Genomic DNA, 14331 nt, shown 5'->3' on the forward strand with positions numbered 1-14331 from the left:
GGTTTGGTGGTGTACACAAAATCAGTGTGGGAGTGAGCCTGCTCGCGATGAGGCCCTAACAAACAAAACAAGGAGCAGACCATGCGCTCATCGAAAGTCATCCATGTCGTCAGCTGCCACGCCGAAGGCGAAGTCGGCGATGTGATTGTCGGCGGCGTCGCGCCGCCACCCGGGGCCACCGTGTGGGAACAGTCGCGCTGGATTGCCAAGGATCAGACCCTGCGCAACTTCGTCCTCAACGAGCCGCGCGGTGGCGTGTTCCGCCACGTCAACTTGCTGGTGCCGGCCAAGGATCCTCGGGCACAGATGGCCTGGATCATCATGGAACCGGCCGACACGCCGCCGATGTCCGGTTCCAACTCACTGTGCGTGGCCACCGTGTTGCTCGACAGCGGCATCCTGCCGATGACCGAACCGCAAACCCGGCTGGTGCTCGAAGCGCCGGGCGGGCTGATCGAAGCGGTGGCCGACTGCCGTGACGGCAAGGTCGAACGGGTGGAAATCAAGAACGTGCCCTCCTTCGCTGACCGTCTCGACGCCTGGATCGAAGTTGAAGGCGTCGGCTCATTGCAGGTCGACACCGCGTACGGCGGCGACAGTTTTGTGATCGCCGATGCCAAGCGCCTGGGCTTTTCCATTCGTCCTGATGAGGCGGCCGAACTAGTCGAGGTCGGGCTGAAAATCACCCGCGCGGCCAACGAACAATTGGGCTTCGTCCATCCGCTGAACCCCGAGTGGTCGCACATTTCCTTCTGCCAGATCGCGGCGCCCCTCGTCTATGAAAACGGCATCGCCACCGGCGCCAACGCGGTGGTGATCCAACCTGGCAAGATCGACCGTTCGCCGACCGGCACCGGCTGCTCGGCGCGCATGGCGGTGTTGCAGGCGAAGGGCTTGATGCAGGTCGGCGAACGTTTTATCGGCCGTTCGATCATCGGTTCCGAGTTTCACTGCCGCATCGATTCGCTGACCGAAGTGGCCGGACGCCCGGCGATCTACCCGTGCATTTCCGGCCGGGCCTGGATCACTGGCACTCACCAATTGCTGCTCGATCAGAGCGATCCGTGGCCACAAGGCTATCGCCTCTCTGACACTTGGCCTGGGGCCTGAGCACAGCCTTACAAACCCTCATCCAAAACTCTGACAAACGGCTAGCAAAAAACCCCCTCGTAACTGAAAAAAGCACTGGCCGAGTCTATTCACTTGAAATATCGTATACGAAATACAATTAACAAACCGGAGGCAACAATGAGCAAGCGCATTAACTGGAGTGGTGTTTTCCCAGCGGTGACCACTCAATTCAACGACGACTTCTCCATCAACCTGGAAAAAACCCATCAGGTGATTTCCAACGTGATCCGTGACGGCGTGTCGGGCCTGGTGGTGTGTGGTTCGGTGGGGGAAAACACCTCGCTGAGCGCCGAAGAAAAAATCGCCGTGACCGAAGTCGCGGTCGACGCTTCCCGTGGTCGCGTGCCGGTGATTTGCGGTGTGGCCGAATTCACCAGCATTCAAGCGGCCAAGGTGGCCAACGCAGTGCGCCGGGTCGGCGTCGACGGCGTCATGCTGATGCCGGCGCTGGTCTACGGTTCCAAGCCGTTCGAGACCGCCGAGCACTACCGCTACGTGGCGAAAAACGCCGACGTACCGCTGATGGTTTACAACAACCCGCCGATCTACAAAAACGACGTGACCCCGGACATCCTGATTTCCCTGGCCGATTGCGACAACGTGGTGTGCTTCAAGGATTCCTCCGGCGATACCCGTCGTTTTATCGACGTGCGCAATGAAGTGGGCGACCGTTTTGTACTGTTCGCCGGCCTTGATGACGTGGTGCTGGAAAGCATCGCCGTGGGGGCCGAAGGCTGGGTCTCGGGCATGTCCAACGTGTTCCCGAAAGAAGGCGAAACCATTTTCCGCCTGGCCAAGGCCGGTCGCTTCGCCGAAGCCATGCCGATCTATGAGTGGCTGATGCCGATCCTGCACCTCGACGCCCGTGCCGACCTGGTGCAGTGCATCAAGCTGTGCGAAGCCATCGCCGGTCGCGGTAGCGCCCTGACTCGCCCTCCACGCCTGGCCCTGCCGGAAGCCGATCGGGTTTTCGTCGAGCAGATCATGGCCAAGGCCCTGGCCAATCGTCCGGAACTGCCGGACGTCGGTCTCTGAGTGATTGCCGGGCGGGGGCCATCGCGGATCGCAGCGCCGGCCCCACCATCCCTCGCCACAGTTTTGTGTCCGGCGCGCCTTTCCCTTTGCCCCCATTTCGACGGGAGTTTTCCATGCCCCACATCATCGGCCACAACTACATCGGCGGCGCACGCAGTGCCGTCGGCAACATCACCGTGCAAAGCCATGACGCCAGCACCGGTGAAGCGCTGCCCTACTCGTTCACGCAAGCCACCGTTGAGGAAGTGGACGCCGCTGCCCAGTCCGCGGCGGCAGCCTACCCGGCCTTTCGCAATTTGCCGGCGAGCCGCCGCGCAGAATTCCTCGAGGCTATCGCCGCGCAACTGGATGCGCTGGACGATGAGTTCGTTGCCCTGGTCACCCGTGAGACGGCGCTGCCGACCGGGCGCATTCAGGGTGAGCGCGGCCGCACCAGCGGTCAGATGCGCTTGTTCGCTCAGGTCCTGCGCCGTGGCGATTTCTACGGTGCGCGTATCGACCGCGCCTTGCCCGACCGTCAGCCGCTGCCACGTGTGGATTTGCGTCAGTACCGGATCGGCGTCGGTCCGGTCGCGGTGTTCGGTGCGAGCAATTTCCCGTTGGCGTTCTCCACCGCCGGTGGCGACACCGCTGCCGCCCTGGCCGCCGGTTGTCCAGTGGTGTTCAAGGCCCACAGTGGGCATATGGCGACTGCTGAACTCGTGGCCGATGCGATCCTGCGCGCCGCCGAGCAAGCCGGCATGCCCAAGGGTGTGTTCAACATGATCTACGGCGCGGGTGTCGGCGAAGCGTTGGTCAAGCATCCGGCGATCCAGGCAGTGGGTTTTACCGGCTCGCTCAAGGGCGGTCGTGCCCTCTGCGACATGGCCGCTGCACGGCCTCAACCGATTCCGGTGTTCGCCGAAATGAGCAGCATCAATCCGGTGCTGGTGCTGCCCGAAGCCCTGCGACTGAGGGGCGAGAAAATCGCCAGTGAACTCGCCGCGTCAGTGGTGCTCGGTTGCGGGCAGTTCTGCACCAATCCCGGCTTGGTAATCGGCATTCGCTCCCCCGAGTTCAGCGCATTTGTTGAATCACTCAGTGCGGCAATGGCCGACCAGCCGGGGCAAACCATGCTCAATGCCGGGACGTTAACCAGCTACGTCAAGGGCGTGCAGGCGCTGCACGCGCATCCGCACATCAGCCACCTGGCCGGCCACGAACAACAGGGCAAGCAGGCCCAGCCGCAGCTGTTCAAGGCCGACGTCAGCCTGTTGCTCAGTGGCGATCCGCTGTTGCAGGAAGAAGTTTTCGGGCCGACTACCGTGTTGGTAGAAGTGGCCGACAAGGCCGAACTGCAACGGGCATTGCAGAGTTTGCACGGCCAACTCACGGCCACTCTGATTGCCGAAGCCGGTGACTTGCAAACCCATGGCGAACTTCTGCCGCTGCTTGAACAGAAAGTCGGCCGGGTGCTGTTCAACGGCTACCCGACCGGCGTCGAAGTCTGCGATGCAATGGTACACGGCGGGCCCTACCCGGCCACCTCCGATGCTCGTGGCACCTCGGTCGGCAGCCTGGCCATCGAGCGTTTCCTGCGCCCGGTGTGCTATCAGAACTGCCCGGATGCGCTCTTGCCCGACGCGCTGAAAAATGCCAATTCGCTGGGCATTGCCCGTCTGGTCGATGGCAATAGCCACCGCGAACCGCTGTAAAACCACTCAATCGAGTAGCGACCTCCTGTAGGAGTGAGCCTGCTCGCGATAGCGGTGGGTCAGTTGGCAGCAGTGCTGAATGTACCGCCGCCATCGCGAACAGGCTCACTCCCACAGGGGGGTTGGTTGCCCTCCGTTTCTTCAATCCAGCAGGGCTTTCAAGTCGTTGTACAAGGCTTCGGGAATCTGCACGCCCTCCACCAGGCTGCGCGCTCTCGCCTCGTAACGCCGTTGCGACGGCAAGCGCGCGCCCTGCCCTTGTATGCTCTGGAACATCACTTCGGCACGGGCCAGATGCTGCTCGGTGGCCTCGCCGAGAAAGCGTCGCGGATCGAGGGCGATGATCAGCTCGCCGTGGTACGGCGACGATTTGCTGCCCGCGTCGTACGCCAACGATTCGGCACTGGTCAGGTCACCAATCAACGGCCCGGCGATCAATTCCACCATGGCGGCCAGCGCCGAACCCTTGTGCCCACCGAACGTCAGCATCGCGCCGGCATCGAGTACCACGTTCGCATCAGTACTCGGCTGCCCGTCTGCATCGACGCCCCAACCTTCGGGAATCGCCTTGCCGGCACGTCGATGCAACTCGATATCGCCACGGGCAATCGCGCTGGTGGCGAAGTCGAACACAAACGGATCCTTGCCCAAACGCGGCCAGCCAAACGCAATGGGATTAGTGCCGAACACCGGCTGACTGCCCCCCGCCGGCGCGACCCAGGCATGGCTGGGATTACACGCCAGCGCTACGAGGCCGGCAGCAGTGAGCTGCTCGATCTCGACCCACAGGGCGGAAAAATGCACACAGCGATTGATCGCCAGAGCTGCAATCCCGTTTGCCCGGGTTTTCTCCTGCAGCAATGGCAGACCCGCCTGAAACGCCAACTGGGAGAAACCACCCGCCGCATCGACCCGCACGATCGACGGGGCCTGATCGATCACCCGTGGCTCGGCATCGGCCGCCACCTTGCCGGCCCTGAGCGAATTCACACACCCCAATACCCGATACAAACCATGGGAGGCGCAGCCATCGCGCTCGCCGGCCATCACCGTGGCGGCCACCGCCTGAGCGTGGGCAAGGTTGAAACCGTTGTGCAGCAAGATCGATTCGGCCAGCTCGTGAGCTTCGGCCAGGGACAGTCGTTTCATCGTCAACTCCTTGGACAGACCGTTCAGACTGACCCATTCCTGACGCCACGGCTTGATCGCTTTAAGCCCGGTCGACGACGAATTCGGCATATCCCGCCAATAAGCCATTCGTCGGCTGGACCTGCCACCGCCCCTTGACACTGATTGAGCTCTGCGCGAGTATTATTTCAATCGCATACGATACAAACGTATACGACACACAAGCCGCACCTATTGAAACATTGAGGATTCATTCCATGAGCAAGATCGAAAAAGTACTGGCCACCGGCAAAACCCACACCACCGTCAGCCACGCTGGCACTACCTCGCGCGGCCATGACGGCAGCCTCGACATCACCTTGTCGACACCCGGCATCGCCAAGCCCGCCCACGTGTTTGCAGCCACCCAGCCGCACCCGACTGCCGAGCAACTGTTCGCCGGCGCCTGGTCGGCCTGCTACACCGCCGCCGTCGGGTTGGTGGCCGGTGAGATGAATGTGGTGCTGCCGTCGGATCTGTCTGTCGACATCGAAGTCGATCTGGGTCAGACCGGTCCAGCCTATTTCCTACAGGCTCGATTGACCCTGCGGGTGCCGGGTTTGTCCCACGATATCGCCACGAGACTGGCGCACACCGCCGATCAAATCTGCCCGTACTCAAAAGCGACGCGGGGTAACATTGACGTGGCCCTGAACGTCCTCACGGCTTGACGCACCGCTTCGATCGGCATTCAAGTGCGCCATATATATCGCATACGCTTTAAGCGCATACGAATCACAACCCCTACCAAATATTGAGGACACAACCATGAACAAGATTGAAAAAGTCCTGGCTACAGGCAAAACCCACACCACATTCAGCGACGGTAACAACTCTTCCCGCGGCCTCGCCATGCAGCTCTCGTCGCCTGGAAACCCTCGGCTGGCACACGAGTTCGCCGCCATTGTGCCGCACCCCACTGCAGAGCAGTTTTTCGCCGGCGCATGGTCGGCCTGCTACACCGCTGCCGTCGAACTGGCGGCGAAAAATATGCAGGTGACACTGCCGCCCAATCTGGCCATCGATATTGAGGTCGATCTGGGCCAAACCGGCCCGGCCTACTTCCTCCAGGCCCGGCTGACCCTTCGCGTGCCAGGCTTGACGCAAGATGTCGCGACGGAGCTGGCGCACGCCGCCGACCAAATCTGCCCGTACTCGAAGGCAACGCGCGGCAATATCAACGTGGTCATCAACGCCCTGACCGCGTGATGCAACGTACGACCGGTTCGACTTTCGCCGTCGAACCGGTTGCTACCTCAGTTAGAGTCATGCCGATACAATCGCACACGAGTTATATTTCACTTTTTTGCGAGCCATTCGTCTTTGGCCAACGAGGATGTACATGAAACCCACCGACAACGTCGTCCCCGACAACCTGAAGCTTTCCGAATTTCTGTGTTTTGCGGTCTATTCCACCAACCTGGCCTTCGGCAAGGCGTACAAGCCAATACTCGAGCAGCTTGGGCTGACCTATACGCAATACATCACCATCGTCGCGCTATGGGAGGAAGACCATCAGACCGTCGGCAGCCTGGGCGAGAAGCTGTTTCTGGAATCGAACACGCTGACCCCGATCCTGAAGAAGCTGGAAGCGATGGGCTTTTTGCAAAGGCAGCGCGATCCCGAGGACGAGCGCCAGGTGCGCATCAGCCTGACGAAGAACGGTCGACAGCTGCGCGAAAGCCAACCGGAAATGGGCCTCGCCGACGCGACAGGCCTGACGCTCGACGAGTTCGCGCTCCTGCAGAAGGCGATCGTGAAGTTGCGCGGCAATCTGATCAAGTCGACGAAAGCCGGGGAATGAGCCGGCGTGTGCACTAGCGCACCGCTTCATCCCGCACCACCCCGCGCTCCTCCAGCAAGCGTACAAACATGGTCAGGCTTTGCGACACCGTCCCCCGGCGCCACACCAGCCAGGTGCGCAAATAGCGGAACGATTCCGATAGCGGCCAGACGCTCACCGTGGTGCATCCGGGCATGCTGTTGAGCATGCTGCGGGGCATCAGCGCCAGACCAGCACCGGCGCTGACGCACGCGAGCATGCCGTGATAGGACTCCATTTCGAAAATCTTGCCGGGCACCGCCGCGTCCTTGGCGAACCAGCTTTCGAAGTGGTGTCGATAGGAGCAATTGGAGCGAAAGGCATAGATGTTTTCGCCATTGACGTCCCGCGCACGATGGATCGGGGAATGGTTGAGCGGTGCGATCACCACCATTTCTTCCTCGAACGCCGGCACGCCCTCCAATGCCGGGTGCAGCACCGGCCCGTCGACAAACGCGGCCGCCAGTCGTCCCGACAACACGCCGTCGATCATGGTCCCCGAAGGTCCGGTGGACAGGTCCAGCTCGACCTTGGCGTGCTTCTGGTTATACGCAGCCAATAGCTCAGGGATACGCACCGCAGCGGTGCTCTCCAGTGACCCCAGCGGAAACGATCCCTGCGGTTCTTCGCCCGCCACGGTCGCGCGAGCCTCCTGGACCAGATCGAGAATGCGCCGGGCATAGTCGAGGAAACTCCAGCCGGCCGGCGACAGACGCAGGCGACTCTTCTCGCGGATAAACAGGTCTACGCCCAGATCCAGCTCCAGCTGCTTGATCCGCGTCGTCAGGTTCGACGGCACCCGGTGGATGTGCTGAGCCGCCGCGCTGATGCTGCCGTGCTCGGCGACGGCTTTGAAAATTTCCAGCTGTACCAGATCCAAATCATTCTCCAAACGTGAACGTTATGCTCAGTATTATTCAGTTTCCAGAAAACAATCGCCACCGTAACCTGAGCGCATCCCCACCTCGCAGGACGGTGCCATGACCCAAGTTTCCAGCCTCACCCATGCCATTTCGATCAACCCCGCCAACGGCGAGCAGATCGGCCACTACCCTTTCGAATCCGCATCGGCACTGGATGCCGCCCTGTCCCGCGCCGCTGCCGGGTACCGCGCCTGGCGCAGCAAACCGGTTGATCAACGCTCGCAGTTGTTGATCGCCCTGGCTGGAGCATTGCGCGGCAACGCCGCCGCGATGGCCAACATGATCACCCTGGAAATGGGCAAGCCGATCACTCAGGCGCGCGGCGAAATCGAAAAATGCGCGCAACTCTGCGAGTGGTACGCCGAACACGGCCCGGCGATGCTGAGCGCGGAACCGACGTTGGTGGAAGGCGGCAAGGCGCGCATTGAATACCGCCCGCTCGGCCCGATTCTCGCCGTGATGCCGTGGAACTTCCCGATCTGGCAGGTCCTGCGCGGCGCCGTTCCAGCGTTGATCGCCGGCAACACCTACGTGCTCAAACATGCGCCCAACGTGATGGGCAGCGCCTATCTGTTGCATGAGGCCTTCAAGCAGGCCGACTTCCCTGAAGGTGTCTTCGAGGTCATCAATGTCACGCCGGACGGCGTCTCCACCGCGATCGCCGACCCGCGCATCGCGGCAGTCACCCTCACCGGCAGTGTGCGAGCCGGCATGGCCATCGGCGCGCAGGCCGGCGTTGCATTGAAGAAGTGCGTACTGGAACTGGGCGGGTCCGATCCGTTCATCGTCCTTAATGATGCCGACCTCGACGAAGCGGTCAAAGCCGCCGTGATTGGCCGCTACCAGAACACCGGGCAAGTTTGCGCGGCAGCCAAACGCTTGATCGTCGAGCAAGGCATCGTCGAGGAATTCACGCGCAAGTTCGTCGAAGCCACGCGAAAACTGGTGGTCGGCGATCCACTGGCCGGCGACACTTACATCGGTCCGATGGCTCGCTTTGATCTGCGTGATGAACTGGATCAACAGGTGCGCGACACCCTGGAAGAAGGCGCGACGCTGTTGATGGGCGGCAAGAAGGCTGAAGGCCCTGGCAACTTTTACGAGCCCACGGTCTTCGGTGATGTCACCGACCAGATGACCTCGTTCAAACAGGAGCTGTTTGGCCCGGTGGCCTCGATCATCACGGCACGCGATGCGGCCCATGCTCTGGCACTGGCGAATGACAGTGAGTTCGGCCTCGCTTCAACCATCTACACACGCAACGTCGAGCTTGCCGAGCAGATGGCCGATGAACTGGAAACCGGTGGTGTGTTCATCAATGGCTATTGCGCCTCCGATCCGCGCGTTACCTTTGGCGGCGTGAAGAAAAGCGGGTTTGGCCGTGAGCTCTCGCATTTCGGTGTGCGCGAATTCTGCAATGCCCAGACGGTGTGGCTGGATCGGCGCTGATTGCATAACGATACCCGGGAGCCTTTGGGCTCCCGGCTCGCGCGCTATTCGTTCAGGTAATACAGCTTGTTCACAATCATCCAGCGATAGTTGATGTTCAGTAGCGACAGGTAATCGGTAAATCGCATGCCGAGATATTCATCAATGACTTTTACCGCGGCGGCATCGCCCGTGATATCGATGCTTTGCACTTCCCAAAACGGTTTGACCTCTTTGGGTGCCGGCCCTTCGGCCTTGATCGCGCCGATAAACTCCTCCAGGGTTAACCATTCAAGCTTGTCTTCGTAATGGCCGATGATGCGGCAAGAAGGATGAAAGGCTTGTCGCAGCAAGGCTTCATCGGCGAACACCATGCCTTCCACATAATTGCGGACCACCACGTTGATGTGTTCTTTAGCCAGCGATTGAGTCGTCATGTCATACCTCCAGCGTTCTCGTCCTCGCACCGCCGGATCAGGTTGTTCGATCGTCTATTCCACCCTGAAAGTCTAGCACCGCGCGCTTAACCCTCCCGGACGGCGACTATGATGTTGGGGGGCATTGCAGATAGCCTTCGGACAATACCTGACAAGCCTCGACAATTCGTTTAACCCACCACATCAATCAACTGCTCGCGCTGCGCCCCCGTCAGCATCGGACCGAAACCGGCACCAGCATTTTCCGCCATGTAACGCGGGTTGCCGGTGCCGGGGATCACGCAGGTCACCGCCGAATGCGTCAGCAGGAACTTGAGCGCCAGTTGTGCCCAGCTGTTGACCCCCACTTGCGCAGCCCAACCCGGTAGTGGCTTGCCCTTCAAACGGGCGAGCAAATCACCGCCGCCGAAGGGCCGATTGCAGATCACCGCCACGCCCCGCTCGCGACACAGCGGCAGGATACGTTTCTCGACGCCGCGATCGTCCAGGGCATAGTTGATCTGCAAAAAGTCCAACGGCTCGGCCTTGAGCACCGCTTCCACCTCGTCATACGCCGACGCCGTGTAATGAGTGATGCCGATGTAACGAATGCGCCCTTCTTCCTTCCATTTTCGCAGCGTGGGCAAATGGGCTTTCCAGTCCAGCAGGTTGTGAATCTGCATCAGGTCGATCCGGTCGGTCTGCAACAGTTTGAAGGACTGTTCCATCTGCGCGATGCCTTCTTCGCGGCCACGGGTCCATACCTTGGTGGCCAGGAAGGCCGGCGAGCGCGGCTCATGCACCGACAACAGTTCACCGGTGGTCTGCTCGGCGCGGCCGTACATGGGCGAACTGTCGATCACCTTCCCGCCCTTCTCGAACAACGCACGCAGCACCGCAGGCAGTTGCTTGTAGTCCGGACTTGAAGGCTCGACATCAAAACCGCGATACGTGCCCAACCCGACAATCGGTAGGAGTTCGGCGCTGGATGGAATGGCCCGGGTCAGCATGTTCTTGCCTCCTGTTTCGGTCGACGGCGTGAATGCTGCAAACGCTGGATCGAAGGTGAAAACCGCCGAAGCACCGGCAGCCAGTGTGAGTATTTTTCGACGCGAGTACCCATCAGTGTGGCTCATGGAATTGTCCTTCCACATTTTTGCTGTCAGCCCTTTGCGCCTGCTGCCTGGCCAGCCACACGCATAACCCGCCCCACAACCCGGCAAACGGCACGATCACCAGCGCCACCAGACCGAAGCCCGCTCCCAGCGCCGTCAACCCGGCGGATAACCAGCCACTGGCGGCATCTCCACCGCGATACACCAAGGTCTCGATCACATTCTTGGCCTTGTACTTTTCTTCCCGGCTGACCACGGTCCACAGCACTTCCCGCGCTGGCCGCACGATGGCGAACTCGACCGCACGGCGCAGCCCCTGCGCCAGCGCCACGGTTGCCGGCACGGGCGCCAGGGCCATGGCGGCGAACGCCACGATAGTCGCCAACGGCAAGGCTGCCAGCGCCCCGCCGATGCCAATCAAGCGGATCAACGGCGCCGTCAACAGCAACTGCAAGACCAACGTCAGCGCCGACACGATCAAATCGACGACGGCGAAGAATTGCGTCCGGCTGGCCACATCAGCATAGCTACCAGCGACAATTCGTCCCTGTTCGAAATACAACAAGGTCGCTGCGCTGGTATGCAACAGCATGAACAGCACCAGCCCCAGCAGATACGGCGAGCGCAGAATCAGGGTGATGCCGGCGAGCATGCCGCCGCCCATGCGCCGGTCCGCCAGCGACCGACGGCCGGATTGCGCTTCGGTACGGGACAGCAGCGCCCGGTAGCAGCGCACCGCAACTTCCAGCAGCACTGCGGCGGCGAGGGTCAATGCCACCGGGCCAAACCGGGTGGCCATGGTCGCCGCCAACAAAGGCCCGATAAACGTACCCAGCGTTCCTCCGGCCGCGACGAAGCCGAACAGCCGCCGCCCTTGTTCGCTGGAAAACCGATCCACCAACACGCTCCAGAAGATGGAGACGATGAACAGGTTGTAGATGCTGATCCAGACGAAAAACACCCGGCCGACCGCCACCGGCGCAACGTGGTTGGCAATCAACACGCCAAACACCAGCATAGACAAAGCGATCAACCGATAGATCAACGGCACGAAACGAGTGGCCGGCAACCGCGAAACCAATGCGCCAAACAACGGCACCATCAATAGCATCACCACGAAGGTCGCCGTGAACAGCCACTGCAACTTGTCGGCGCCGCCTTCCAGGCCCAAGGCATCGCGCAGCGGTCGCACCAGGTAATAGCTGGCCAGCACGCAGAAATGGAAGGCGAAACCCAGCCTCAGCGCCGCTCTTTCCGACGGCAGGACGTTGAGCCATTTCACAGCGATGGGCATTGGAGCCCTCCCGGTGCGTCGCGCAAGCGGTCTACTACACTCTGACAGCAATCAAGCGATCGCCGTCTTTCGGCCAGAGCCGTCAATGCCGCCCACTAAAGTTAGCCGAATGCCACGAATCCTGGTGTCAATCGTCGTCATCATCGCCGTCGTGTATCTGGCGCTCTGCGCTGCGCTGTTCGTGTTCCAGCGCGCACTCATTTACTTCCCGCAACCCCGCGCCATCGGCACCTCGGCAACGCTGCTCACGCTGTCGGTCGACGACGCGCAGGTGCTGGTGTCCGTCAGGCCGCACGAGGGGGCCAAAGCATTGATCTATTTCGGCGGAAATGCCGAGGACGTCTCCCGAAGCCTGCCTTCGTTTTCCGAAGCCTTTGCCGATCACGCCGTCTACTTGATGCACTACCGAGGCTACGGCGGCAGTTCCGGATCGCCTTCCGAGGAGATGATTTCGCGCGACGCCCTGACCTTGTTTGACCTGGTCTATGCCACCCATCCGCACATCACGGTGGTCGGTCGCAGCCTGGGCTCGGGCGTCGCCGTGCGCCTCGCCAGTCAGCGCCCGGCGGCACGTCTGGTGCTGATCACGCCCTACAACAGTGTCGAAGAACTCGCTACACGGCAATTCCCCATCTTCCCGGTGAAGTGGTTGCTCAAGGACACCTTTGCATCCTGGAAGTACGCCGCCCACATCACGGTGCCGACGCTGTTGATCGCGGCGGAGCACGACGAAGTGATACCGCGCTCCAGCACCGAGCGGCTCTTCACACATTTCGCCAAAGGGGTGGCAACGCTGAAGGTCATACCGGGTACGGGGCACAACTCGATATCCGAGAGCCCCGAGTACCTCAAGGTGCTGGGCGACGGGTTGTGAGTGGCCAGTAGCCGACTGTACTTTTCAAAACAGGTGGCGACGGGCGACTTCGGGCTATGAATAAGCCCCAATCACCCACTTCACTTTTTCCAGCGCCTCCCGCAGTGCGCCCATCTCAGCGGACCCCAGCGCCAGGCGAATCGCATGCGGTACATGGGCAGAAGTGGCAAACGGCTCAGCGGTTGAAATCGCGACTTTTTCCCGCAGCAAGGCCGCGGCGATCTGGTCGGCCCTCGCATCTTCAGACAAAGGCAGCCAAAGAAAATACGACGACGGGTGGCGAATACATGGAAGGCCCGCCAGCACTTCTGCGGCCATGATTTGCCTGGCCTGCGCATCCTGGCGTTTTTCCGCTTCCAGTTGCATGACGGTGCCATCGTCGAGCCACGTGCTCGCGATGGCCGTCAGCACGCCTGGGGTATTCCAGGTGGTCGCCCTGATCGTGCGCTCCAGCGCGGGCACTTTTTCGATCGGGGCGGCGACGAAACCTACACGCAGCCCAGTGGCCACACTCTTGGAAAGCCCTGAAACGTAGACGGTCCGTTCGGGGGCGAGTTGCGCTATCGGTGCCGGCGGGTTCTCGGCAAGGAAGGCATAGGCGGCGTCCTCGATGATCAGCAAGTCATGCTTGCGCGCGATGGTCACCAGCAAATCGCGCTGATGGGCACTCATGACCCACCCCAGTGGATTGTGCAGCGTCGGCATCGAGTACACCGCCCGCACGCGGCGATTCCGGCACAGGCTGTCCAGCGCCTCCAGATCAGGTCTTTGTTCGGTCACGGGAATAGGCACGATTTCAAGGTGCAAGGCTTCGGCCAGCACGATGAAGCCTGAATAGGTCAGTGCATCCGCTGCAATCACATCACCGGGTTGCAGCAGCGCCATCATCGTCACGGCCAGCCCATGCTGGGCGCCACTGACCATCAACACTTGCTCGGCCTCCACCGTCAGGCCTCGGGCGAGCAGATGACGCGCCACCGAGGCGCGCTCATGCAGGCGCCCGGCGTGTGGCTGGTAGCGCAACAGGGATTCCAGATCACCGCCCGAGGCGAGCTGACGCAGCGCATTTCGCAAGAGTTCTGCCTGCCCTGGCAGGGACGGATAGTTAAAGTTGAGGTCGGTCATGCCCACGGCCACGCTTTTCTGGTCGATGCCCAAGCCCGGCGGCAACGACGTTTCCCGCACGAACGTGCCTCGCCCTGTCTCGCCGCTGACCAGCCCCATGGCTTCGAGCTCTGCATAGACGCGACTGGCGGTTACCAGCGCCAGCCCTTCTTTCGCCGCCAATTGCCGATGCGTCGGCAAACGCGTGCCCGGCAACAATCGGCCTGAGCGGATGTCAGCCGCCAAAGCATCCACTAATGACTTGTATCGTGAGCGAGGCATGTCGAGATGTATCCATGACAATTTTTTGATTGTAGTGATCGTCGCT

14 protein-coding genes are annotated in these 14331 nt (G+C 61.2%); 8 read left to right on the plus strand and 6 right to left on the minus strand.

The features are described from left to right. Positions 1 to 81: 81 nt before the first annotated feature. From BLW70_RS20965 to BLW70_RS20975, 3 genes are all read left to right on the plus strand, one after another. Positions 82 to 1110 (plus strand): trans-3-hydroxy-L-proline dehydratase, encoded by a 1029-nt coding sequence (locus tag BLW70_RS20965; protein ID WP_074877201.1) that lies wholly within the window; start codon positions 82 to 84, stop codon positions 1108 to 1110. A gap of 138 nt (positions 1111 to 1248) precedes the next feature. Next, positions 1249 to 2166: a dihydrodipicolinate synthase family protein gene (locus BLW70_RS20970; RefSeq protein ID WP_059402454.1), complete on the plus strand. Its 918-nt coding sequence runs from the start codon at positions 1249 to 1251 to the stop codon at positions 2164 to 2166. Positions 2167 to 2279: 113 nt separating this feature from the next. Beyond that, positions 2280 to 3860 (plus strand): aldehyde dehydrogenase (NADP(+)), encoded by a 1581-nt coding sequence (locus BLW70_RS20975; protein ID WP_074877202.1) that lies wholly within the window; start codon positions 2280 to 2282, stop codon positions 3858 to 3860. Positions 3861 to 4001: 141 nt separating this feature from the next. On the opposite strand, the gene BLW70_RS20980 is transcribed toward BLW70_RS20975, so the two are convergent. Further along, on the minus strand, positions 4002 to 5009 hold the full coding sequence (locus BLW70_RS20980; protein WP_074880726.1) for an Ldh family oxidoreductase: 1008 nt from the start codon (positions 5007 to 5009) through the stop codon (positions 4002 to 4004). Positions 5010 to 5245: 236 nt separating this feature from the next. On the opposite strand from BLW70_RS20980, the gene BLW70_RS20985 reads away from it, so the two are divergent. From BLW70_RS20985 to BLW70_RS20995, 3 genes are all read left to right on the plus strand, one after another. Continuing rightward, complete coding sequence (locus BLW70_RS20985; protein ID WP_074877204.1) at positions 5246 to 5698, plus strand: Ohr family peroxiredoxin; 453 nt, start codon at positions 5246 to 5248, stop codon at positions 5696 to 5698. Between the two features lie 97 nt (positions 5699 to 5795). After that, complete coding sequence (locus BLW70_RS20990; RefSeq protein WP_074877206.1) at positions 5796 to 6236, plus strand: Ohr family peroxiredoxin; 441 nt, start codon at positions 5796 to 5798, stop codon at positions 6234 to 6236. A 133-nt stretch (positions 6237 to 6369) separates the two neighbouring features. Next, positions 6370 to 6831: a MarR family winged helix-turn-helix transcriptional regulator gene (locus BLW70_RS20995; RefSeq protein WP_074877208.1), complete on the plus strand. Its 462-nt coding sequence runs from the start codon at positions 6370 to 6372 to the stop codon at positions 6829 to 6831. Positions 6832 to 6844: 13 nt separating this feature from the next. Here BLW70_RS20995 and ptrR read toward each other — a convergent pair whose 3' ends face one another. Continuing rightward, positions 6845 to 7729, minus strand: a complete 885-nt coding sequence (gene ptrR / locus BLW70_RS21000; RefSeq protein ID WP_046046804.1) for a putrescine utilization regulator PtrR — start codon at positions 7727 to 7729, stop codon at positions 6845 to 6847. Between the two features lie 100 nt (positions 7730 to 7829). Here ptrR and BLW70_RS21005 point away from each other — a divergent pair, with 100 nt between their 5' ends. Further along, on the plus strand, positions 7830 to 9221 hold the full coding sequence (locus BLW70_RS21005; RefSeq protein WP_074877210.1) for an aldehyde dehydrogenase family protein: 1392 nt from the start codon (positions 7830 to 7832) through the stop codon (positions 9219 to 9221). 44 nt (positions 9222 to 9265) lie between these two features. Here the strand turns inward: BLW70_RS21005 and BLW70_RS21010 are convergent, their stop codons facing one another. From BLW70_RS21010 to BLW70_RS21020, 3 genes are all read right to left on the minus strand, one after another. Further along, positions 9266 to 9637, minus strand: a complete 372-nt coding sequence (locus tag BLW70_RS21010; RefSeq protein ID WP_074877212.1) for a nuclear transport factor 2 family protein — start codon at positions 9635 to 9637, stop codon at positions 9266 to 9268. 170 nt (positions 9638 to 9807) lie between these two features. Next, positions 9808 to 10752: an aldo/keto reductase gene (locus BLW70_RS21015; protein ID WP_074877215.1), complete on the minus strand. Its 945-nt coding sequence runs from the start codon at positions 10750 to 10752 to the stop codon at positions 9808 to 9810. Next, positions 10739 to 12025 (minus strand): NTP/NDP exchange transporter, encoded by a 1287-nt coding sequence (locus BLW70_RS21020; RefSeq protein WP_074877217.1) that lies wholly within the window; start codon positions 12023 to 12025, stop codon positions 10739 to 10741. The genes BLW70_RS21015 and BLW70_RS21020 overlap by 14 nt, the downstream gene beginning before the upstream one ends. A gap of 85 nt (positions 12026 to 12110) precedes the next feature. Between BLW70_RS21020 and BLW70_RS21025 the strand changes: the two genes are divergently transcribed. After that, positions 12111 to 12899 (plus strand): alpha/beta hydrolase, encoded by a 789-nt coding sequence (locus BLW70_RS21025; RefSeq protein WP_074877219.1) that lies wholly within the window; start codon positions 12111 to 12113, stop codon positions 12897 to 12899. A gap of 54 nt (positions 12900 to 12953) precedes the next feature. On the opposite strand, the gene BLW70_RS21030 is transcribed toward BLW70_RS21025, so the two are convergent. Continuing rightward, positions 12954 to 14285 (minus strand): aminotransferase-like domain-containing protein, encoded by a 1332-nt coding sequence (locus tag BLW70_RS21030; RefSeq protein WP_074877221.1) that lies wholly within the window; start codon positions 14283 to 14285, stop codon positions 12954 to 12956. Between the last annotated feature and the right edge of the window lie 46 nt (positions 14286 to 14331).

The organism is Pseudomonas frederiksbergensis, assembly GCF_900105495.1.
GTDB classification, from domain to species: Bacteria; Pseudomonadota; Gammaproteobacteria; order Pseudomonadales; family Pseudomonadaceae; genus Aquipseudomonas; species Aquipseudomonas frederiksbergensis.

What these genes read in the sequence shown, in the direction of transcription:
- BLW70_RS20965 (WP_074877201.1), top strand. Translation starts at nt 82, where the DNA reads ATGCGCTCATCGAAAGTCATCCATGTCGTCAGCTGCCACGCCGAAGGC.
- BLW70_RS20970 (WP_059402454.1), top strand. Translation starts at nt 1,249, where the DNA reads ATGAGCAAGCGCATTAACTGGAGTGGTGTTTTCCCAGCGGTGACCACT.
- BLW70_RS20975 (WP_074877202.1), top strand. Translation starts at nt 2,280, where the DNA reads ATGCCCCACATCATCGGCCACAACTACATCGGCGGCGCACGCAGTGCC.
- BLW70_RS20980 (WP_074880726.1), bottom strand. Translation starts at nt 5,009, where the DNA reads ATGAAACGACTGTCCCTGGCCGAAGCTCACGAGCTGGCCGAATCGATC.
- BLW70_RS20985 (WP_074877204.1), top strand. Translation starts at nt 5,246, where the DNA reads ATGAGCAAGATCGAAAAAGTACTGGCCACCGGCAAAACCCACACCACC.
- BLW70_RS20990 (WP_074877206.1), top strand. Translation starts at nt 5,796, where the DNA reads ATGAACAAGATTGAAAAAGTCCTGGCTACAGGCAAAACCCACACCACA.
- BLW70_RS20995 (WP_074877208.1), top strand. Translation starts at nt 6,370, where the DNA reads ATGAAACCCACCGACAACGTCGTCCCCGACAACCTGAAGCTTTCCGAA.
- BLW70_RS21005 (WP_074877210.1), top strand. Translation starts at nt 7,830, where the DNA reads ATGACCCAAGTTTCCAGCCTCACCCATGCCATTTCGATCAACCCCGCC.
- BLW70_RS21010 (WP_074877212.1), bottom strand. Translation starts at nt 9,637, where the DNA reads ATGACGACTCAATCGCTGGCTAAAGAACACATCAACGTGGTGGTCCGC.
- BLW70_RS21015 (WP_074877215.1), bottom strand. Translation starts at nt 10,752, where the DNA reads ATGAGCCACACTGATGGGTACTCGCGTCGAAAAATACTCACACTGGCT.
- BLW70_RS21020 (WP_074877217.1), bottom strand. Translation starts at nt 12,025, where the DNA reads ATGCCCATCGCTGTGAAATGGCTCAACGTCCTGCCGTCGGAAAGAGCG.
- BLW70_RS21025 (WP_074877219.1), top strand. Translation starts at nt 12,111, where the DNA reads ATGCCGCCCACTAAAGTTAGCCGAATGCCACGAATCCTGGTGTCAATC.
- BLW70_RS21030 (WP_074877221.1), bottom strand. Translation starts at nt 14,285, where the DNA reads ATGCCTCGCTCACGATACAAGTCATTAGTGGATGCTTTGGCGGCTGAC.